17 protein-coding genes and 1 riboswitch are annotated in these 20628 nt (G+C 39.3%); of the genes, 16 read left to right on the top strand and 1 reads right to left on the bottom strand.

From position 1 onward, the window contains the following. The 9 genes from R6U02_RS09650 (at position 1) to R6U02_RS09690 (ending at position 11396) form a co-directional block, all read left to right on the top strand. Positions 1-1284: a dihydroorotase gene (locus R6U02_RS09650; RefSeq protein WP_410263398.1), complete on the top strand. Its 1284-nt coding sequence runs from the start codon at positions 1-3 to the stop codon at positions 1282-1284. Beyond that, positions 1281-2372: a carbamoyl phosphate synthase small subunit gene (locus tag R6U02_RS09655; protein WP_410263399.1), complete on the top strand. Its 1092-nt coding sequence runs from the start codon at positions 1281-1283 to the stop codon at positions 2370-2372. Before R6U02_RS09650 ends, R6U02_RS09655 begins: the two co-directional genes overlap by 4 nt. Further along, entirely contained in the window at positions 2365-5544 is a 3180-nt protein-coding gene (gene carB / locus R6U02_RS09660) for a carbamoyl-phosphate synthase large subunit (RefSeq protein ID WP_410263400.1), read from the top strand. The genes R6U02_RS09655 and carB overlap by 8 nt, the downstream gene beginning before the upstream one ends. A gap of 32 nt (positions 5545-5576) precedes the next feature. Further along, positions 5577-6506 (top strand): dihydroorotate dehydrogenase, encoded by a 930-nt coding sequence (locus R6U02_RS09665; RefSeq protein ID WP_410263401.1) that lies wholly within the window; start codon positions 5577-5579, stop codon positions 6504-6506. Then, on the top strand, positions 6496-7206 hold the full coding sequence (gene pyrF, locus R6U02_RS09670; RefSeq protein WP_410263402.1) for an orotidine-5'-phosphate decarboxylase: 711 nt from the start codon (positions 6496-6498) through the stop codon (positions 7204-7206). Before R6U02_RS09665 ends, pyrF begins: the two co-directional genes overlap by 11 nt. A gap of 8 nt (positions 7207-7214) precedes the next feature. Next, positions 7215-7841, top strand: a complete 627-nt coding sequence (gene pyrE / locus R6U02_RS09675; RefSeq protein ID WP_410263403.1) for an orotate phosphoribosyltransferase — start codon at positions 7215-7217, stop codon at positions 7839-7841. 139 nt (positions 7842-7980) lie between these two features. Then, positions 7981-8250, top strand: a complete 270-nt coding sequence (gene rpsO, locus R6U02_RS09680; protein WP_410263404.1) for a 30S ribosomal protein S15 — start codon at positions 7981-7983, stop codon at positions 8248-8250. Positions 8251-8475: 225 nt separating this feature from the next. Beyond that, positions 8476-10611 carry a polyribonucleotide nucleotidyltransferase gene (gene pnp / locus R6U02_RS09685; RefSeq protein ID WP_410263405.1) on the top strand — a complete coding sequence of 712 codons (2136 nt, stop codon included), beginning with the start codon at positions 8476-8478 and terminating at the stop codon, positions 10609-10611. Between the two features lie 188 nt (positions 10612-10799). Continuing rightward, entirely contained in the window at positions 10800-11396 is a 597-nt protein-coding gene (locus tag R6U02_RS09690) for a TraX family protein (RefSeq protein WP_410263406.1), read from the top strand. 49 nt (positions 11397-11445) lie between these two features. Here R6U02_RS09690 and R6U02_RS09695 read toward each other — a convergent pair whose 3' ends face one another. Continuing rightward, complete coding sequence (locus R6U02_RS09695) at positions 11446-12426, bottom strand: biotin--[acetyl-CoA-carboxylase] ligase (protein WP_410263407.1); 981 nt, start codon at positions 12424-12426, stop codon at positions 11446-11448. A 324-nt stretch (positions 12427-12750) separates the two neighbouring features. Between R6U02_RS09695 and R6U02_RS09700 the strand changes: the two genes are divergently transcribed. From R6U02_RS09700 to R6U02_RS09730, 7 genes are all read left to right on the top strand, one after another. Continuing rightward, the gene (locus tag R6U02_RS09700) at positions 12751-14433 is read left to right on the top strand and encodes a ribonuclease J (protein ID WP_410263408.1); all 1683 of its coding nucleotides are present in this window, start codon (positions 12751-12753) and stop codon (positions 14431-14433) included. Between the two features lie 24 nt (positions 14434-14457). After that, positions 14458-14564, top strand: a riboswitch (TPP riboswitch). 83 nt (positions 14565-14647) lie between these two features. Beyond that, complete coding sequence (thiT, locus tag R6U02_RS09705) at positions 14648-15214, top strand: energy-coupled thiamine transporter ThiT (protein ID WP_410263409.1); 567 nt, start codon at positions 14648-14650, stop codon at positions 15212-15214. An 83-nt stretch (positions 15215-15297) separates the two neighbouring features. Continuing rightward, positions 15298-16752, top strand: coding sequence for a cardiolipin synthase (cls, locus tag R6U02_RS09710; protein ID WP_410263410.1), 1455 nt, complete (start codon positions 15298-15300; stop codon positions 16750-16752). Positions 16753-17049: 297 nt separating this feature from the next. After that, entirely contained in the window at positions 17050-18216 is a 1167-nt protein-coding gene (locus R6U02_RS09715; protein WP_410263411.1) for a betaine/proline/choline family ABC transporter ATP-binding protein, read from the top strand. Between the two features lie 12 nt (positions 18217-18228). Next, a complete protein-coding gene (locus tag R6U02_RS09720) occupies positions 18229-18861 on the top strand; it encodes an ABC transporter permease (protein WP_410263412.1) in 633 nt (210 codons plus the stop codon). Positions 18862-18877: 16 nt separating this feature from the next. Then, a complete protein-coding gene (locus R6U02_RS09725; RefSeq protein WP_410263413.1) occupies positions 18878-19828 on the top strand; it encodes an osmoprotectant ABC transporter substrate-binding protein in 951 nt (316 codons plus the stop codon). 28 nt (positions 19829-19856) lie between these two features. Next, complete coding sequence (locus R6U02_RS09730) at positions 19857-20519, top strand: ABC transporter permease (RefSeq protein WP_410263419.1); 663 nt, start codon at positions 19857-19859, stop codon at positions 20517-20519. Positions 20520-20628 lie beyond the last annotated feature (109 nt).

Genomic DNA, 20628 nt, shown 5'->3' on the forward strand with positions numbered 1-20628 from the left:
GTGTCACTATTAATTAAAAATGCAGCTATCATTAAGAATGACAGTCAGACTCATTTAGTCGATATTTATATAGCTGATAAAAAGATAAATACAATTGGACAAAGTTTAAACCATCCTGCTGCTATTACTATCGATGCCAGGGGTAGACTGGTGACGCCAGGACTTATTGATGTTCATGTTCATCTGAGAGAGCCGGGATATGAATACAAAGAAACAATAAAAACGGGAACTAAAGCGGCCGCACGAGGAGGATTTACGACGGTTTGTGCAATGCCGAATGTTGACCCTGAACCTGATACAGTTGAAAATCTGAAAAGGATATTAGAAATCATTGCTCGAGAGGCCAGTGTAAAAGTAAAACAGTATGTACCAATAACAAGGGGACTTACTTCGGAAGAATTGACTGATCAGAAAGCACTGTTGAAGGCAGGAGCATTTGCATTTACGAATGACGGTGTGGGTGTCCAGACGGCCGGGACGATGTATAAGGCAATGCAGGAAGCAGCCTTGGTGGGAACGACGATCGTGGCCCACACCGAAGATGATTCTCTACTTTTTGGAGGAGGTGTGATGCATGAAGGTACAAGGAACAAAGAATTGGGTTTACAGGGAATGCTGCAGCTGACTGAATCCACTCAAATCGCAAGAGATGTATTGCTTGCAGAAGAGACGGGCGTACATTATCATATCTGTCATGTTTCAGCTAAAGAGAGTGTAAGAGTGATAAGAGAGGCCAAACGAGCAGGCATCCACGTCACTGCGGAAGTCACTCCGCATCATCTGCTACTCTGTGAAGAAGATATCCCAAGTGATACGAGTCAATACAAAATGAATCCGCCACTGAGGAGCAGAGAAGATCAGAAAGCTTTACTTGAAGGTTTACTCGATGGGACTATCGATATGATTGCAACGGATCATGCCCCTCACAGTGATGAAGAAAAAAATGGTTCGATGATCGATTCTCCATTTGGGATCGTCGGAAGTGAAACGGCTTTTTCGCTGCTCTATACCTATCTGGTGAAAACAGGTAAGGTCACGCTCAAGAAGCTAGTAGACTGCTTGACTGTCATGCCATCACAAGTGTTTGATTTTGATACAGGTGTAATCGAAGTAGGAGCACCAGCGGACTTAGCCTGCTTCGATTTAGACCAAGAAACAGTGATCAGGAAAGAAGATTTTCAGTCGAAGGCATCCAATACACCATTTTTAGGATGGGAAGTAAATGGATCGACAGCATTCACGATCGTGGATGGCCAAGTGGCTTATGAGGAGGGGATCCAATGAAGAAAAGACTACTGGTGCTGGAAGATGGGACTGTTTTTAGAGGATATGGTTTTGGTTCAAGTAAAGAGACCATCGGAGAAGTAGTATTTAATACTGGCATGACGGGGTATCAGGAATCTATTACCGACCAGTCCTATAATGGCCAGTTATTAACATTTACTTATCCCCTGATTGGAAATGCAGGAATCAATCGGGACGATTATGAATCGATCGTCCCTACGACTAAAGCAGTTATAGTTAAAGAATATGCCAGAAGACCCTCTAACTGGAGAAGTCAGATGAACTTAGATGAATTTTTAAAAGAAAAAGATATTCCTGGACTTATGGGCGTTGATACCAGAAGACTTACAAAGGTGATTCGCGAACATGGGGCAATGAAAGCTATTTTGACAGATGATACACGAGAAATCAATGAAATCACACAACAGTTATCTCAAACGAAACTTCCCAGAAATCAGGTCGAACAAGTTTCGACAACAAGACCTTATGTGAATCCTCAGATAGGACGAAAGGTCGTCGTAATAGATTATGGATTGAAGCACAGTATATTACATGAGTTAAATAAGCGGGAGTGTCACGTAACTGTGCTCCCGCATGACACAAATGCTGAAACAATATTGAATTTAAATCCTGATGGTGTCATGCTGACCAATGGGCCAGGCGACCCGAAAGATTTGCCTTATGCCCATGAAATGGTGAAGCAGTTGCAGAAACACTTTCCGATTTTCGGTATTTGTTTAGGGCATCAGCTGATTGCCTTAGCAAATGGAGCAGAGACTTATAAAATGAACTTTGGACATAGAGGATTCAATCATCCAGTCAGAGAAATCGCAACTGGAAAAATCGATTTCACATCTCAAAACCATGGCTATGCAGTTTCTGAAGAATCGATCAACAAAGAAAAACTAATGGTCACACACTTAGAAATAAACGATGGGACAGTTGAAGGATTAAAACATCGATTTTACCCTGTTTTCAGTGTCCAGTATCACCCGGATGCAGCACCCGGACCACATGATGGAGCAGGAATGTTCGATCAGTTCACCGAATTAATGGACGCATGGAAGGTGGAAAAAAAAGATGCCTAAAAGAGCAGATATCAGAAAAATTTTAGTTATCGGTTCCGGCCCGATCGTTATTGGACAGGCAGCTGAGTTTGATTACGCGGGCACTCAGGCCTGCTTAGCTTTAAGAGAAGAAGGGTACTCCGTTGTTCTGATCAACTCTAACCCGGCTACTATCATGACGGATAAAGAAATCGCGGATAAAGTGTATATAGAACCTTTGACATTGGAATTCGTTTCCAAAATATTACGCAAAGAGCGACCCGATGCGATCTTGCCGACTTTGGGAGGGCAGACGGGTTTAAATATGGCTATTCAGCTGGATGCAGCCGGTATCCTGGAAGAGTTGGATATCGAACTGCTCGGGACCAAGTTATCTGCTATTAATCAAGCTGAAGATCGGGATCAGTTTCGTAACCTGATGCGTGAACTGAATGAACCTGTTCCAGACAGTGAAATCGTCCATACGATAGAAGAGGCGGTCGATTTTGCGGATGAAATAGGCTATCCGCTGATCGTTCGTCCGGCATTTACAATGGGCGGAACAGGTGGAGGATTATGCGATAATGAAACTGAACTGAGGGAAATCGTAGCGAACGGAATCAGTTTATCACCTTTGAGTCAATGTCTGGTTGAAAGAAGTATAGCCGGATATAAAGAAATCGAGTATGAAGTCATGAGAGACCATCATGATAATGCGATGGTCGTGTGTAATATGGAAAATATAGATCCTGTCGGCATTCATACAGGAGACTCGATCGTCATAGCGCCCAGTCAGACATTAACAGATAAAGAATATCAGCTGTTGAGAGATGTCTCATTGAAAATTATTCGAGCGCTGAAAATAGAGGGTGGATGTAATGTACAGTTAGCATTGGATCCGCATAGCTTCAACTATTTCATCATCGAAGTAAATCCACGGGTGAGCCGCTCTTCGGCGTTGGCGAGTAAAGCGACAGGATATCCTATCGCCAAACTTGCGGCAAAAATAGCAGTTGGTCTGACGCTGGATGAAATGAAAAATCCTGTGACACAAACAACTTACGCTCAGTTTGAACCGGCCCTTGACTATGTGGTTGCCAAGATACCCAGGTGGCCGTTTGATAAATTTGAAACAGGAGACCGAACACTGACTACTCAAATGAAAGCAACGGGAGAAGTAATGGCTATCGGTCGCAGCATTGAAGAAAGTCTGTTGAAGGCTGTCCGTTCACTGGAAATTGGAGTCAGTCACATTGAACTGGATAGTTTGAAATCAGTGAGTGATGACCAGTTGATCGCTAAAACGGTCAAAGCCCAGGATGACCGCTTGTTTTATCTTGTTGAAGCTATTCGCAGGAAGTTTCCAATAGAAGAACTAGCACAATTAACAAAAATCGATCTGTTTTTTTTAGATAAGCTCCTGCACATTGTTGAAATTGAGGAGATGCTGAAAAAGAATAAAGGCGATTTAGAACAGCTGTTGTATGCAAAGCAATTTGGGTTTTCTGATAAATGTATTGCTGACTTATGGCAAAGAACAGAACTGGACATCAGTGAGTTGAGAGAAGAACATGGGATACAACCAGTATTTAAGACAGTCGATACGTGTGCGGCTGAGTTTGACTCTTCTACACCTTATTTTTACAGCACGTATGAAGAGGAACAGGAAAGTGTTGTGACAGAAAAAGAATCCATACTGGTATTAGGATCTGGTCCGATAAGAATCGGACAGGGCATTGAATTTGATTATGCAACGGTGCATTCCATCAAAGCGATTCAAGAAGCTGGGTATGAGGCGATCATCATAAACAATAACCCTGAAACGGTCTCGACTGACTTTTCAATCTCAGACAAGCTTTACTTTGAACCGTTAACGCTAGAAGATGTCATGAATGTCATAAAACTTGAGAGACCCAAAGGTGTCATTGTTCAGTTTGGAGGCCAGACAGCCATAAACCTTGCTGAACCACTGGAAAAATTGGGAGTGACTATTTTAGGTACGGCCGTCGAGGATTTAGATAGAGCAGAGAACCGAAATGCTTTTGAAAAAGCATTGAAAGAAATGGCTATACTCCAACCAGAAGGAAGTACGGCAACGACCGAAAAACAAGCACTAACTATCGCTTCAGCGATAGGGTATCCGGTACTTGTTCGACCAAGTTATGTCTTAGGCGGCAGAGGAATGAAGATCGTAGATAATCCTTTAGACCTATCAAAATATATGAACGAAGCTATAAAAATTTCTTCAGAGCATCCCGTATTGATCGACCGTTACCTGATCGGGTGTGAAGTAGAAGTAGATGCCATCTGTGATGGGAAGGATGTTCTGATACCCGGCATAATGGAACACATTGAACGGTCCGGTGTACACTCAGGGGATTCTATGGCTGTTTACCCACCTCAGCATCTGTCTCAAAAAACCATTCAGACTATAGTGGAGTATACACAAAAACTAAGTATTGGTCTTAAATGCTTGGGATTGATGAATGTTCAGTTCGTTGTACATGACGAAACGGTTTATGTCATCGAAGTGAATCCGCGCGCGAGCCGCACATTGCCTTTTTTGAGTAAAGTAACAAATATCCCGATGGCAAAAGTCGCCACAAAAGCCATATTAGGATCCTCTATCATTGAACAGGGATACGAACCCGGATTATGCAGCACACCAAATCTCGTACATGTCAAAGCGCCTGTGTTCAGTTTCTCTAAACTCCTTAAAGTGGATGCTTCACTTGGCCCTGAGATGAAATCAACTGGGGAAGTGATGGGGAGCGATAAAACATTAGAAAAAGCTCTTTATAAAGCCTTTGAAGCGAGCGGTATGCATTTGCCGGATCACGGGAAAGTATTATTCACTGTTTCTAATGAGGATAAAGAAGAAACTGTAGATTTAGCCAGACGATTCTATGAGATCGGGTACTTGATTTTAGCCACACAAGGTACAGCAAAAACTCTCAAAGAAGCAGACATCCCGGTAAAGGTGATTCATAAAAAAAGTGAAGACAAAGAAGAAACTATCCTGGAAAACATTTTGTCGGACCAAGTGGATCTCGTAGTCAACACAACGGGGAAAAATATCGACGCCGTACAAGATGGCTTTTCCATACGAAAAGCATCGATTGAAAAAGGTGTGCCGCTGATGACTTCACTGGACACTGTTTCAGCTATTATAAGCGTATTGGAATCCAGAACATTTTTAACCGCTGCTTTATAACTGTCTTTAATAAATTTAATGGAGGAGTCTCAATGACTAACATAAGTGTATCTTTACCGGGTCTGTCAATGAAAAATCCGATCATGCCGGCCAGTGGTACTTTCGGCTTCGGAGACATGTATCATGATCTGTATGATTATAATAATTTAGGAGCTATTGTACTGAAATCAACGACAATACAAGCGAGAGTAGGGAATAAAGACCCGAAGTTTCATCCTTTAAGTAACGGTGTTCTTAACTCGGTAGGACTAAAAAACCCCGGTGTTGATGTTGTTGTCGCTGAAAAAATTCCCAGCTTAGCGAGATTCTCAACACCCGTTATCGGTAGTGTGGCTGGAGAAACAGAAGACGAATTTGTAGAAGTGGCTAAAAGACTTAACCAAACCGATATAATCAGTGCGATAGAGTTGAATGTATCGTGTCCCAATGTCAAAGAAGGGGGCTTGACATTTGGAGTGGATCCCAAAATTGTGGAACGTATTACTAGAAAAGTGAAACAGGCAGTCACGGTACCAGTTTATGTCAAACTGACCCCCAATGTGACAAATATAGTAGAGATCGCAAAAGCGGCAGAAGCCGGTGGAGCGGATGGACTAAGTTTGATCAACACTGTGTTGAGTATGAATTTTGATGTGACAACCAGAAAACCGGTCTTAGGAAATACAATGGGAGGACTGTCGGGAGAAGGGATCTTCCCTATTGCCGTTCGCATGATCTATCAAGTCTCTCATGCAGTAAGTATTCCAATCATTGGAATGGGAGGCGTCCAGAATACCGACGACGTCATTCAAATGTTTTTGGCAGGAGCATCTGCGGTAGCTATCGGAACGGCAACTTATAAAAATCCGGTCGTAATGAATGAAATTATCGCTCAGTTACCTAAACGAATGGAAGAACTGGGGATCGATTCTCTCGAAGGACTGATTCAAGAAGTGAAAGAAGGAAGACTCAATGGACAATAAACCGATCATCGCCTTAGATTTTTCCACTGAAAAAGAAGTCTCACAATTTTTAAGTATATTTCCAGATCAGCAGTTGAATTTGAAAGTTGGGATGGAACTCTTCTATCAGCAGGGGCCTTCTATAATCTACACACTAAAAGAAGCAGGGCACGATGTTTTTTTAGACATCAAACTGCATGATATTCCGACTACTGTAAAGAAAGCAATGACAGGAATTGCCCGTTTAGGAGTAGACATGATCAATATGCATGCTGCCGGTGGGAAAAAAATGATGGAAGAAGCTAGAGAAGGCCTTGAGATAGGAACACCTGCTAATGCACAGAGGCCTTTACTTCTTGCAGTTACACAATTGACGTCTACTTCTGAAGAGATGCTCAGACAGGAACAGCGTTGTGAATACACTATGGCACAAAGCGTGCTTCATTATGCCGAGTTATCATACGCAGCTCAGGCAGATGGTGTGGTGTGCTCTGCTCATGAGGCAGATATCATAAAGAAAAGAATGGGTGATGAATTTTTGCGAGTAACACCCGGAATTCGTTTGAATACTGAAATGAAAGATGACCAACACCGTGTTTCAACACCTGCAATGGCAAGGGAACTTGGAGCCACTCATATCGTTTTAGGACGAACCATAACGCAATCTATAAATCCTGTCGACTCATACTTAGAAGTTTTACGTCAATGGAAAGGGGAATAACTAATTATATGAACAGTAAAAAGACTATACCAGAAGAATTGTTAAGAATTGGTGCGGTCAATGTGAGACCTAAACAACCTTATACATGGACCAGCGGATTGAAAAGTCCCATCTACTGTGACAATCGATTAACAATGAGTTATCCAGTGGTAAGAGAGCAAATCGTAACCGCTCTTGTAGAGGTGATAATGAAATATTACCCAGAAGTTGAAGTGATAGCCGGAACAGCAACAGCGGGGATACCACATGCAGCCTGGGTTGCCGATAGACTGAAGCTACCTATGGTCTATATCCGCAGCGAAGCGAAAAAACACGGCACAGGAAAGCAGATCGAAGGAACCTTTAGATCAGGTGCCAAGCTTGTGGTCATCGAGGATTTGATTTCTACTGGGCAAAGTGTAATAGATGCAGTAAATGTTGCGAAAAGCGAAGGCGCAGAAGTTCTTGGGGTGGCTGCTATTTTTACGTATGAACTTTCTTTGAGCAAGAGTGCCTTCGATAATCTGAATATTGAAAATCATTCGGTCACAGATTATACAAGCCTAGTCCAAGCCGCATTCCGTACCGGTTTAATCGAACACGATGACTTGGAATCCTTAGATAAATGGAATGAAAACCCCGAAACTTGGTCATGAGACTTGATTTAATTTAATAAATCATGTAGTATTTGTACAGTGTTAAAAGTGATTTTACACAAAGACCTTTGCTTGGTTTGCCGTATCACCAGCGCTTACTCAGTAACAGGATTCATATTATGGAAAGAGGTGGAAAAAAATGGCAATTTCAAAAGAAAAGAAAACAGAAATCATTAATGAATATGCCCGTCACGAAGGAGATACTGGTTCTCCGGAAGTACAAATCGCAGTTTTAACTGCTGATATTAATGAATTGAATGAACATGCAAAAACACATAAAAAAGACTTTCATTCAATGCGTGGACTAATGAAAAAAATTGGTCATCGTCGTAACTTGTTAGCTTATTTGCGTAACAAAGACATTACACGTTACCGTGAATTAATTAAAAGACTTGGTTTACGTCGTTAATCGATTGCTTAAACATAGTAGCTCCATCATCTGTTTAGATGTAAGGTAGCTATGTTTGATTATTATCATAAATACAAAGCGGGATTCCAAGGAATCTCGCTTTATTTATAAAAAAAATCAGGATGCCTATCATTCTACTATACAAACGTGATTAGTCTGACTCATTAGAACAATGACGTTTGTTTAGTAGGTATGGCTTCCTGTCAAAATGAAGGAGATAAATGAATGACTGATAAAAAAGTTTTTACAACTGAAATTGGTGGACGCAAGCTGACTGTAGAAGTCGGACAAATGGCTAAACAGGCCAATGGCGCAGTTCTCGTTCGCTATGAAGATACGGTCGTTTTAACCGCGGCTGTAGCAAGTAAAAAACCCAGCACACTACCTTTTTTCCCCTTAATGGTAAATTATGAAGAGAAAATGTACTCTGTCGGTAAAATACCTGGAGGATTTATTAAACGTGAAGGAAGACCATCTGATAATGCGACATTGACAGCTCGCCTTATTGACAGACCGATTCGACCAATGTTTGCAGAAGGCTTCCGTAATGAAGTGCAGATCATGAATACGGTGATGTCTGTAAATCCAGATAATTCCCCAGAAATGACTGCGATGTTTGGTTCTTCACTCGCATTATGTGTTTCTGACATTCCATTCAATGGCCCTATTGCAGGAGTAAATGTGGGACGCATCGATGGCGAATTTATTATCAATCCATCTGAAGAAGCAATGAAAGAATCCGACATCCAGCTAACGGTTGCAGGAACGAAAGATGCTATTAATATGGTTGAAAGTGGAGCGAATCAAGTAGTTGAAGAAGAAATGCTGGAAGCCTTACTTTTCGGACATGAAGCTATTAAAGATTTAGTTGCTTTCCAACAAGAAATTACTGAAGCAGTAGGAAAAGAAAAAATGGATGTTACTTTACTTCTTCCCGATCAAGAACTGAAAAATGAAGTTGTTGCAGCATTTAACGATCAGATGAAAGAAGCGATTCAAACATTTGATAAACAAGAACGTGCTGAAAAAACGACAGCACTTAAAAAATCTGTTGTTGGAAAATACGAAAATGAGTACATGGATGCACCAGATTATGCTTCGGTAATTAAAGATGTGAAATCAATTATAGAAGGTATGGAGAAAGACGAAGTTCGTCGTTTAATTCTTGAAGAGAACACACGCCCCGATGGTCGTAAAGTGGATGAAATCAGACCGCTTGATTCTGAAGTCACTATTTTACCGCGTGTTCACGGTTCTGGACTATTCACACGTGGTCAAACACAGGCATTGTCTGTGGCTACACTTGCTCCGTTGAATGAATATCAACATATTAATGGATTGAGCAGTGAAGATAGCAAACGGTTCATGCATCACTACAATTTCCCTAATTATTCTGTTGGAGAAACTGGACCTGTTAGAGGACCGGGCCGTCGTGAAATAGGTCACGGTGCTTTAGGTGAACGTGCATTACTGCCTATTATTCCAAACGAAGAAGATTTCCCTTACACGATTCGCTTAGTTGCTGAAGTTCTTGAATCAAATGGTTCTTCATCACAAGCAAGTATCTGTGCAGGAACACTCGCGTTAATGGATGCCGGTGTACCGATCAAAGCACCTGTTGGCGGGATTGCTATGGGACTTGTAATGGAAGGCGACAATTATACTGTGTTAACCGATATTCAAGGACTTGAAGACCACTTAGGAGATATGGACTTTAAAGTTGCGGGGACACGTAAAGGTATTACTGCTTTACAAATGGATATCAAAATTGAGGGTATCACTAAAGAGATTCTTGAAGAAGCTTTAGTTCAAGCAAAAAAAGCAAGATTTGAAATTCTTGATAATTTAGAAGCGACACTTAAACAGCCACGTAAAGAATTGAGTCGTTATGCACCTAAAATCGAATCAATTAAAATAAAGCCTGCTCAAATCAAAGTTGTCATTGGTAAAGGTGGGGAAACCATCAACAGCATTATCGATGAGACGAAAGTTAAAATCGACATTGATGAAGAAGGTAATGTTTCAATATATGGTGAAGATGCAGACGCGATTCAACGTGCGATTAAAATAATCGAAGAGTTAACTGAAGAAGTTGTAGTTGGTAAAATATATACAGGCACAGTTAAACGGATTGAGAATTTTGGTGCTTTCGTCGAAATTATCAAAGGCACAGATGGCTTAGTACATGTGTCAGAATTATCTGATTCATATATTAAAGATGTTGCTGATGAATTTTCTGTTGGAGACAAATTTGATGTTAAAGTTACTGAAGTTGATAGTAGAGGTAGAGTAAACCTATCTCGAAAAGCAGTATTAGCAGAAAAAAAAGCAGAAAAAGAAGCAGAAAAAGAAGCAAAATAATTTGACTTGAATATAATTCTATAGAAAGCGTGTATGCTCATATAATATAATGAGTATACACGCTTTTTATTTTTAATTTGATCAGAAAAAACATTTCAAAAAATCAGGTTTTAGTATACAGTTAACTAAGGAATCGGGATTACACTTATGCAATCAATTTTGAATAGCGATGAAAGGGGAGTCTAGTTATGAGCGGTTCTTTTAATCACAAGCTGAACACAATTAAATGGATTGGAATCATAACAATGACTATTGATCATATTGGTTATTTTTTGTTCCCTCAACTCTTGCTTCTTCGTATAATTGGTCGGGTAGCTTTCCCATGTTTTCTTTACAGCACGATAGAAGGAACAAAACGAACGAGCAATTACAGGGGATACATTTCCCGGCTGGTCCTGCTCGGGCTTCTGTCAATGCCGATAACGCCCAATGCTATTAATGTACTTTTTTTACTCGCTTTATTTTCATTATCAATGAAGTATAGACGCTTTGCTTTATTATTTGGATTTTTAAGTCTGTTTGCTGAATACAGTATTTATGGGTTCGTGTTTGGCTGGAGTATCTATTGGTTAAAAGAAAAAGACCAGTCGCAGGGGATTGTGCTCGCTACGTTGGTTCAGTTTCTAGTGGGATTATCTTTACAAATATTCGCTCTCCTTTCCTTACCTCTTTTTATCAGTAAACAAGGTCTCAAGCTACCCAAGCTGCCGCGCTATTTTTTCTATGCCTACTACCCTCTTCATCAACTCGTTCTTATGATTATAGCCATGTATCTCTCTTCTTGAAAAATAGTCCGTCAATTTCCACTTTTTCATCAACTGCTAGACGACTCATTTAGAGATATTCACCATCTCCCCTAATGGATAGCTCTGTAGATGTAATGATATCTGTTTGGTCAGTATCATGATACTTTACAATGAGTCCACCCGAGGGGGCAATGTCTTGAATGAGAGCCTTCCTTTTTATCTTATGGTTAATTATCCAGAAGTCATTACCAAGGAGAATAGAATGGTCACGGCAGACGGCTAGAAAAGGGTCCGTCTGCTGAGAGTTTAAAAAGGCTCTATAATAGCGTTCAAAAGAAGTGAAGAAGCGGGCAAGCAGTAAGTTAGGGTCAACTACTTTTTTTGTATACTCTTTTATCGAAGTTGCTTTGTTTTGCAGTTCTTTTGGGATATCATTTTTTTCCAGATTAGTATTGACGCCAATGCCTATAATAATGCCTCTTAAAATGCTGCCCGAGAATTCTGTTTCGATTAAAATCCCGGAAATCTTTTTTTTATTCAAAATGATGTCATTGGGCCATTTGATTTGCACATCGATCCAATCTTCTAAAGCATTAACGAGAGCGGCAGCAGTCAATTGAGTAAGTAAAGAAATATCCTTGAATTGGATGGTAGGTTTTAATACTATAGACATAGAGATACTTTTTCCGGCAGGAGACGACCATCCTCGCCCTAATCGTCCTTTACCAGATGTTTGTTCGTGAGCAAGGATAACATCTCCGTTTTCAAGTCTAGCAAGGTGTTCTTTAGCGTAATCATTTGTTGATTTGAGAGAAGGGTGAAGATGCAAATGCCGTCCGATAAATTGGGTGTTCAACTGTTCACCGATGGCTCTTATAGACAGCAACGGATAAGCTAAACCTATTTCATTGCGATTTAAACAAATCGGGTAGTTCTGATCACTTAATTCGTTTAAAGCTTGTTCAACTGATTCTTTTCCAGTTTCAGCCTTTTTGATCAGTTGAGCATAGGATATCTTTTCCGGGTAAGCTAATGTAAGTTCATCGATAATTTTCTGCGACAAAGACATGAATTTCGTTCCCCTTTATATAAATCAAAATAGAAAAATAATCTCTAAAAGATTTTCGATTTTATTTTATTATGCTCTTTATTCTATCAAAAATCGAGACTGTTTAGGAATAAGCTTAATAAGTTGTGATTATCTGGCATTTTAGCATTTGAAGTGCTGATTATTATGAAAGATAAAGGTGAAATACCTGAGATAGTCTCAGAGTATGAAAATTGCCAAATCTGTGCTATACTTTACGTACTAGTGTAAACGAACAGGCAACATATAGGTGAAAAAAACTATAAAATAATAAAAGCTGAAAAGCTTATTTAGAGGTGGAAAATAGTGAGTAATATAAAAATTATTCCTCTTGGAGGAGTAAGAGAAAATGGTAAGAATTTATATGTAGTGGAATCGGGAGAGGACATTTTTGTCCTTGACTGTGGGCTCATATACCCGGAAGATGAACTCTTTGGTATTGATGCGGTCATTCCTGACTTCAGTTATTTAGAAGAAAATAAAGACAGAATAGCGGGTGTCTTTTTGACACACGGTCATGAGGATGCTATTGGAGCATTACCTTACTTCTTAGATTTATTTGAAGTTCCCGTCTTTGGATCGGAATTGACGATAGAGTTAGCAAAATTGTTTGTAAATAATTCGAGTTTAAAACCTTCGTTTGATGACTTTCACGTTATTGATGAGAAAACAGAAATTGATTTTAATGGTACGATCGTTAAGTTCTTCCGTACAACGCATACTATTCCGGATTCAATGGGTATTGCTGTGCAGACTGAAGAGGGCAACATCGTCTATACGGGTAACTTTAAATTCGATCAAAGTGCTCAAGAAATGTATCGAAGTGATTTATCTCAAATATCAGATTTGGGCAAAGAAGGCGTTCTTGCCTTGCTCAGTGATTCAGGGGATGCTGAAAGTCCTATTGAAAATGCTTCTGAGAAGAAGGTTCAGGAGGAAGTCCTGGCTACTTTCCAAAACACAAGTAGTCGTATAATTGTTGCGGCAGTAGCAAGCAATATTTTGCGTATTCAACAAGTTTTAAATGCTGCACACCGTTCTAAACGTAAAGTGTTTATTACAGGGAAAAACTTAGAAGCTATTCTAGAAACGGCTTTAAGATTAAACAAACTGACCTTACCGGATGACAATTTAATTGTACCGGTAGATAAAATCGATAAGTATAACGATGATGAAGTTCTTGTATTGGAAACTGGGGCCGCCGGCGAACCAATTAAAACACTTAATCGTATGGCAACTGGTAATCATCCTCAGGTAAATATTAAAGAAGGCGATTTGATTTTTATTGCAACAAGTCCTTCAACTGCAATGGAAGTTATGGTTGCTAAAACTGAAAATATGATTTACCGTGCAGAAGCTACAGTTAAGCATATTTCAGATAATATAAAAGCATCTGGACATGGTACACCTAATGATCTGCAATTAATGATTAATTTACTCAAGCCAACGTATTTCATCCCGATTCAAGGGGAATACAGCATGCTGGCTGCTCACGCTAGTTTAGCGCACGAAACAGGCATACCTTATCAAAACATCTTTATTTTAAGCAACGGAGATGTAGTGAGTTATGCTAAAAATAAAATGACTCAAAGTGGTCAAGTCTCTGCTGATAATACCCTGATTGATGGGATCGGCATTGGAGATATAGGAAATATCGTTTTACGAGACAGACGTCTGTTATCAGAAGACGGGATTTTCGTAGCTGTTGTGACAATCGATCGTAAAAAACAAAGGATCGTTTCAAATCCACATATAGTTACCAGAGGATTTGTCTTTGTCAAAGAAAGCCAAGATCTAATCAATGAATCATCAGATATCGTTAAAAATATCGTGGAAGAGAACCTGAAGCACAATGATTTCGATTGGGGTTCGATAAAACGCGATATAAGAGAAGCCTTGAATAGTCACTTATTCAAGAAAACAAAAAGACGTCCAATTATTTTACCTGTGATAATGGAAGTGAATCAGAATAGACGCTTCACAAGATAAAACACTTTGTAAAACAATAAAATAATACTGTACTAGGGGAGTCAATGTTATTGACTGAGAGTGAACTAATAGTTTAGACCCTTCGAACCTGTACGTTCATACGTGCGTAGGAAGAGTACTCATTTGAGAAAATAGTGAAATATAAGTATGCATACTTATATTTCAAACACCCTCTCCTCCCTAGTTCAGTTTATTACTTAGGAGGAGATTTTTTATGCAAAATAAGAAATTACGCATATATTTAGAAGGAACATTATTTGCAACGATAGCTATGGTGCTGTCATTGATTCCTACGGGCATAGGTTCATCTTTCAGTGTTTCTTTGGGAATGATCCCACTAACCTTTTACGCTATAAGACGAGGACTCCTGCCTGGACTCTATGCTGGCTTTCTGTGGGGACTATTACATTTCGTCACTGGTTCTATTTATATGTTGAATATTTATCAAGTTATTATAGAGTACACATTAGCCTACACATTTGTTGGAATAGCCGGATTTTACAGTAAAGAAATTCTTCGGAATATCGCTTTAAACAATAATAAAATGGTTCAGTTTTACATCCTGATTGCTGTATTGGCGGGTGCTTTGGGCCGCTATTTTTGGCATTTTATTGCTGGCTGGATATTCTGGGGTGATTATGCTTTGTGGGGGCTGAGTGCTTTCTTGTTCTCGCTTGTAATGAATGGTTTAAGCATGATAGTGACTGCGTTAGTTACCATGGTGGTCATGTTGATGTTATATAAGAATTCCCGGATTATTTTTCATCCTAAAAATAAATGATCTATAACTTTCTTTTATACTGGACTGGAATAGTGGGACTAATGTAAAATGAAGTAAATAGAGGCTTTTAGAAGGAGTCATAAATGAATATTATATCTACACTTTTTTGGATAGTCATATTTCTTAACTCAGTATTGGCTATATTCACTGTTTTTCGAGAAAAAGAAAGAGATATCGCAGCGATATGGGCCTGGTTATTAGTTATCACAATGTTGCCTGGATTTGGCTTTATTATTTATTTGTTTTTAGGGCGAAAGATTTCCAAAGAAAAAATATTTGATATTCAATCTCAAGAGAGAATTGGGATGGCCCAGTTGGTTGAATCACAAAAAAAATTAATTGAATCGGAGAATTTAGATGTTCCGGAGTCCTTATATCAAGATAAAACGTTTGAATTGATTCGTTTATTTCTAGAAAGTAATCAAGCTGTATTAACAAAAGGAAATAAAGTCACGCTGATCAGTGACGGGAAAGAAAAGTTTGACCAGATGCTGGAAGATATCAGTCAAGCTGAGCATCATATTCATGTCACTTATTATATTTTCAGAGGAGATGACATAGGGAAAAAGCTTGTAAATGCGCTCGAAGAAAGAGCCAGACAAGGTGTCCAAGTAAAAGTGCTTTTTGACCCTGTCGGTGCTAGGGTATTAGGAAAACATTTCTTTGACCGGTTAAGAGAATATGGTGGTCAGGCAGAAGCTTTTCTCGGTTCACAATTCTTCCTTATCAATTTACGTCTCAATTATAGAAATCACAGGAAAATAGTAGTCATTGATGGGGAAATAGCATATACGGGTGGTTTCAATGTCGGAGACGATTACTTAGGGTTATACGAAAAAATGGGTTACTGGCGTGACACTCACCTGAGAATTGAAGGGAATGGGGTACTCACGTTGCAAACACGATTCTTGATGGATTGGAACGCATCGGTAAAGAAGGCAACCGTTGAATACGATGAGAAATATTTTCCTTTTTCAGTTTTAAAAGGCTCTACCGACATGCAGATAGTTTCCAGTGGTCCCGACAATGAAATGCATGCGATAAAAAAAGGTTTCATCAAAATGATAAGTATGGCTAAAGAGTCAGTTCATATTCAAACGCCTTATTTCATTCCAGATGAGGCTCTAATGGAAACATTAAAGATAGCCTTATTATCGGGTATACATGTCAAGCTTATGATTCCTAATAAACCTGACCATCCTTTCATCTATCGTGCGACGTTAAGTTATGCTGAGGATCTGCTTCATTATGGTGCTGAAGTTTTTATCTATGATAACGGCTTTTTACACTCTAAAACAATCGTTATCGATGGTGAATTATTGTCTGTGGGAACGGCTAATTTTGATATCAGGAGTTTCAAACTTAATTTTGAAGTAAATGCCTTTATCTATGATCGGCTTTTAGCAAAAGAACAGCTCCAGCTCTTTGACGAGGATCTGAAATACTCCTATTTATTAACGCAAGATATTATAGATAACTACTCAAAGTGGGAAGTTTTTAAACAGCAGTTTAGTCGCTTGTTTTCTCCAATTTTATAAATCAACAAGAAGACTAGCATTGAATGCTGGTCTTCTTGTTGATTTATAATTTCATGAAAAAGCTGGAGTGATTTGATTTAAAGTCATCTTTTTGTAATAATATATAAGGATATTAAATGCAGTATTATTTAATAATACGCGCGTAAATTCGATACAGGTAGTTGAACGTATTAACTGCCCGATAACTGATTTTTCTAAAGATTAATCAGATATCAGGCATTTTTTATATGTAATCCATCACATGAGTATGCTTGCGTAATAGATATTTTAACTAGATACCCAAAAGGAGTAATGATCATGATTGAATTCAAAAATGTATCAAAGGTTTATGGAGATGGTACGAAAGCTGTTGACGATATTTCGTTTAAAATTAACAAAGGAGAGTTTGTGGTCCTGATTGGAACTTCTGGTAGTGGTAAAACAACCACGATGCGTATGATAAATCGAATGATCGAGTCCACTTCAGGTGAGATCATAATTGATGATAAAAATATTAAAGATGAAAATGCTGTTAATCTGAGACGAAGAATCGGATATGTTATCCAGCAGACTGGACTAATGCCGCACATGACTGTCTATGAAAATATCGTCATGGTTCCAAAACTTTTAAAATGGGACAAAGAAAAAATGAGGAAATCAGCCGAAAGTTTACTTAAAAAAGTAGATATGTCTACGGAATTTTTAGACAGATATCCACAAGAACTTTCCGGCGGACAACAACAGCGAATTGGAGTTATCAGAGCTCTAGCAGCAGATCAGGATATCATTCTGATGGACGAGCCTTTCGGAGCCCTAGATCCGATTACTCGTGAAGCATTACAAGAACTGGTTAAAAACTTACAAGAGGAAATGGGACGTACTGTGGTATTCGTCACACACGACATGGATGAAGCATTAAAGTTAGCTGATAGAATCGCTATCATGTCAGAAGGTAAAATCGTTCAATATGATACGCCAGATAACATTCTAGCTAATCCGGCGAATGCATTTGTCGAGAGTTTCTTAGGCGAAGACAGACTACAGCAAACGGCAACTATGCAGACGGTGGATCAGGTAATGATCAAGAAACCTATAACTGTGAAAAGCGAAGCTACCTTGGGCGAAGCCATTAAACAAATGCAAGCTCGACGGGTAGATACATTACTCGTTACAGATGTAGAAGGTCATCTTCAGGGTGTCGTTGATTTTGAAAGTATTAACCGGAACAGAAAAAAAGCTGCAACAATACAGGAAATTATGACGGATGTATATTATGTTAAATCAGGTACACTGCTAGGAAATGTAGCAGACCGTTTGCTGAAACGAGAATTTAAAAGCATTCCAATTGTGGACGAAGAAGGGAAATTACAAGGTTTAGTTACTCGAACCGCACTAGTGGACATCGTTTATAATACTATATGGGGCGATAACGAAGCATCCGAAAGTGTCCCGTTAGAAAAAATGTCACTAAAAGATTCTGAATAAGGAGGGGAAGACATGGCTGAATTTTTTGCTGATTATGGTTCTCAAATGATGCGGTTGATTTGGGAACATTTATATATATCAATGGTTGCATTAGGATTAGGTGTACTCGTAGCAGTTCCCGTTGGAATCTTACTTACAAGAACCAATGTATTGGCTACAATATTTATAGGTATGGCTTCTATATTACAAACAGTACCTTCCTTAGCACTGCTTGCCTTAATGATTCCACTATTTGGAATAGGTCGGGTGCCGGCAATCATCGCACTATTTATTTATTCACTTCTACCTATTTTAAGAAATACGTATACGGGCATGAAAAATGTTGATCCTGATCTAGTGGATGCTGCGCGAGGGATGGGTATGACCGAAAGCCAACTGGTCCGTAAAGTTGAGCTTCCCCAAGCAGCGGGGGTTATCATGGCAGGCATACGATTATCTGGGACATATGTCATAGCCTGGGCGGCACTGGCATCATATATTGGTGCTGGGGGACTCGGAGACTTTATTTTTAATGGGTTGAATTTATATATTCCCGAATTAATTATTGGAGGAACGATCCCAGTAACTATCCTAGCGTTACTAGTTGATTTCATATTAGGGAAAATAGAAAAGAAAGTCACACCTCGAAATAGAGCAGCAGGATGAAGAAAGGGCTGATAAAATGAATAGAATGAGTAAATATGGATTACTAACTGTATCGACCCTCTTTTTGACAGCCTGCTCTCTACCTGGTTTAGGGACTGGCATCTCAGACGAAGGAAATATCCGAATAGCCACACAGTCATCGACTGAAATGGTGATATTGGGTTATATCGTAGAAGGAATGGTTAATCATTATACCGACATGAACTCTGAGGTTATCCAGAATTTGGGATCTTCAACTATGGTTAATCAAGCCTTAGTAGGAAATGACGCTGATATAGCGGCTGCAACTTATACAGGTACAGCTTTGACAGGAGACCTGGGAATGTCGCCTATAACGGATCCTGACGAAGCAAGAGCAGCGGTGACTAAGGGATTTCTTGAACAATATAACATTAAGTATTACCCTTCATATGGTTTTGAAAACACATATGCTTTCTTAGTGACCAGTGAGTTGGCTGAGGAACATGATTTAGTAACAATCAGTGACTTAACATCGATAGCTGATGATTTGACAGCGGGCGTAGATAATTCCTGGATGGAACGAGAAGGAGATGGTTATCGAGCCTTCTTAGAAACCTATGACTTTGAATTTGATACTGTTTACCCTATGGAGATAGGGCTCGTATACGACGCTGTACAGTCGGGCGATATGGATGTTGTGTTGGGATATTCAACAGATGGACGTATTGCAAGCTATGACTTGGTATTTTTGGAAGATGATTTGAACTTTTTCCCACCTTACGATGCGAGTCCTTCTGCCAAATATGAAACTATTGAGAAGTATCCTATAGTAGATGAGATATTATTGAAGCTGGAAGGGAAAATAGAAACAGACGTCATGCAGGAATTGAATTTTACGGCTGATGAATATTTAATCGAACCAGCAACTGTAGCAAGGAAATTTTTAGAAGCAAATAATTATTTTGAGGACAGTGAGCCTTATCTTGAACCAGTAGGGGGTGAATAAAATGTTAAATATTGAAGGATTAGATCAGATCTCACAAATGAATATTCTGCAACAATTAATTTATTATGTCCAACAAAATGGTCCGTATTTATGGGAACAATTTATCAGACATTTTCTCATATCAATTTACGGCGTTTTATTTGCTGCTATTATTGCAATACCCCTGGGATTTTGGATAGCAAGACATGCGAAATTAGCAGATTGGGTAGTTGGTGCAGCGAATGTCATTCAAACGATTCCTTCCTTAGCCTTACTTTCGATCCTGATGCTTGGATTTGGCATAGGTGTTACTACGGTAATCATTACTGTATTTCTGTATTCAATATTACCTATACTAAAAAATACGTATGCGGGTGTAAAAAATGTTGACAATGCTCTGTTAGATGCCGCGAAAGGTATGGGAATGACACGCTTTCAGCTGACCTACAAAGTAGAATTGCCTATGGCGCTTTCAGTAATTATGGCTGGTCTTAGGAATGCTTTGGTGGTTGCCATTGGTGTAACAGCAATCGGAACGTTTATCGGAGCCGGCGGTTTAGGTGACATTATACAACGTGGAGTGAATGCATCAAGTGGCGGTGCTATCATTTTAGCTGGGGCTATACCTACTGCACTGATGGCAATTATCGCAGATTTAGTATTGGCATGGGTAGAGAAAAAATTAGATCCATCAAGTCGTATAAGAAAGTGAAAAAATCTATAGAAAGTTACTTGAGGAATAACCTCTGGGTAACTCTCTATAGATTTTCATTTATTCGAATACTGACGTCGAATATGTCTTATATCACGTGCATTGATTA

It is taken from the genome of Alkalibacterium sp., from assembly GCF_046484155.1.
Taxonomy (GTDB): Bacteria; Bacillota; Bacilli; order Lactobacillales; family Carnobacteriaceae_A; genus Alkalibacterium.

Excerpts from the sequence above, each read along its gene's own strand:
- R6U02_RS09665 (WP_410263401.1), top strand. The coding sequence starts at position 5,577 with ATGACTAACATAAGTGTATCTTTACCGGGTCTGTCAATGAAAAATCCG.
- R6U02_RS09720 (WP_410263412.1), top strand. The coding sequence starts at position 18,229 with ATGGCTGAATTTTTTGCTGATTATGGTTCTCAAATGATGCGGTTGATT.
- carB (WP_410263400.1), top strand. The coding sequence starts at position 2,365 with ATGCCTAAAAGAGCAGATATCAGAAAAATTTTAGTTATCGGTTCCGGC.
- pnp (WP_410263405.1), top strand. The coding sequence starts at position 8,476 with ATGACTGATAAAAAAGTTTTTACAACTGAAATTGGTGGACGCAAGCTG.
- pyrE (WP_410263403.1), top strand. The coding sequence starts at position 7,215 with ATGAACAGTAAAAAGACTATACCAGAAGAATTGTTAAGAATTGGTGCG.
- R6U02_RS09655 (WP_410263399.1), top strand. The coding sequence starts at position 1,281 with ATGAAGAAAAGACTACTGGTGCTGGAAGATGGGACTGTTTTTAGAGGA.
- R6U02_RS09695 (WP_410263407.1), bottom strand. The coding sequence starts at position 12,426 with ATGTCTTTGTCGCAGAAAATTATCGATGAACTTACATTAGCTTACCCG.
- R6U02_RS09725 (WP_410263413.1), top strand. The coding sequence starts at position 18,878 with ATGAATAGAATGAGTAAATATGGATTACTAACTGTATCGACCCTCTTT.
- rpsO (WP_410263404.1), top strand. The coding sequence starts at position 7,981 with ATGGCAATTTCAAAAGAAAAGAAAACAGAAATCATTAATGAATATGCC.
- R6U02_RS09715 (WP_410263411.1), top strand. The coding sequence starts at position 17,050 with ATGATTGAATTCAAAAATGTATCAAAGGTTTATGGAGATGGTACGAAA.
- R6U02_RS09690 (WP_410263406.1), top strand. The coding sequence starts at position 10,800 with ATGAGCGGTTCTTTTAATCACAAGCTGAACACAATTAAATGGATTGGA.
- cls (WP_410263410.1), top strand. The coding sequence starts at position 15,298 with ATGAATATTATATCTACACTTTTTTGGATAGTCATATTTCTTAACTCA.
- pyrF (WP_410263402.1), top strand. The coding sequence starts at position 6,496 with ATGGACAATAAACCGATCATCGCCTTAGATTTTTCCACTGAAAAAGAA.
- thiT (WP_410263409.1), top strand. The coding sequence starts at position 14,648 with ATGCAAAATAAGAAATTACGCATATATTTAGAAGGAACATTATTTGCA.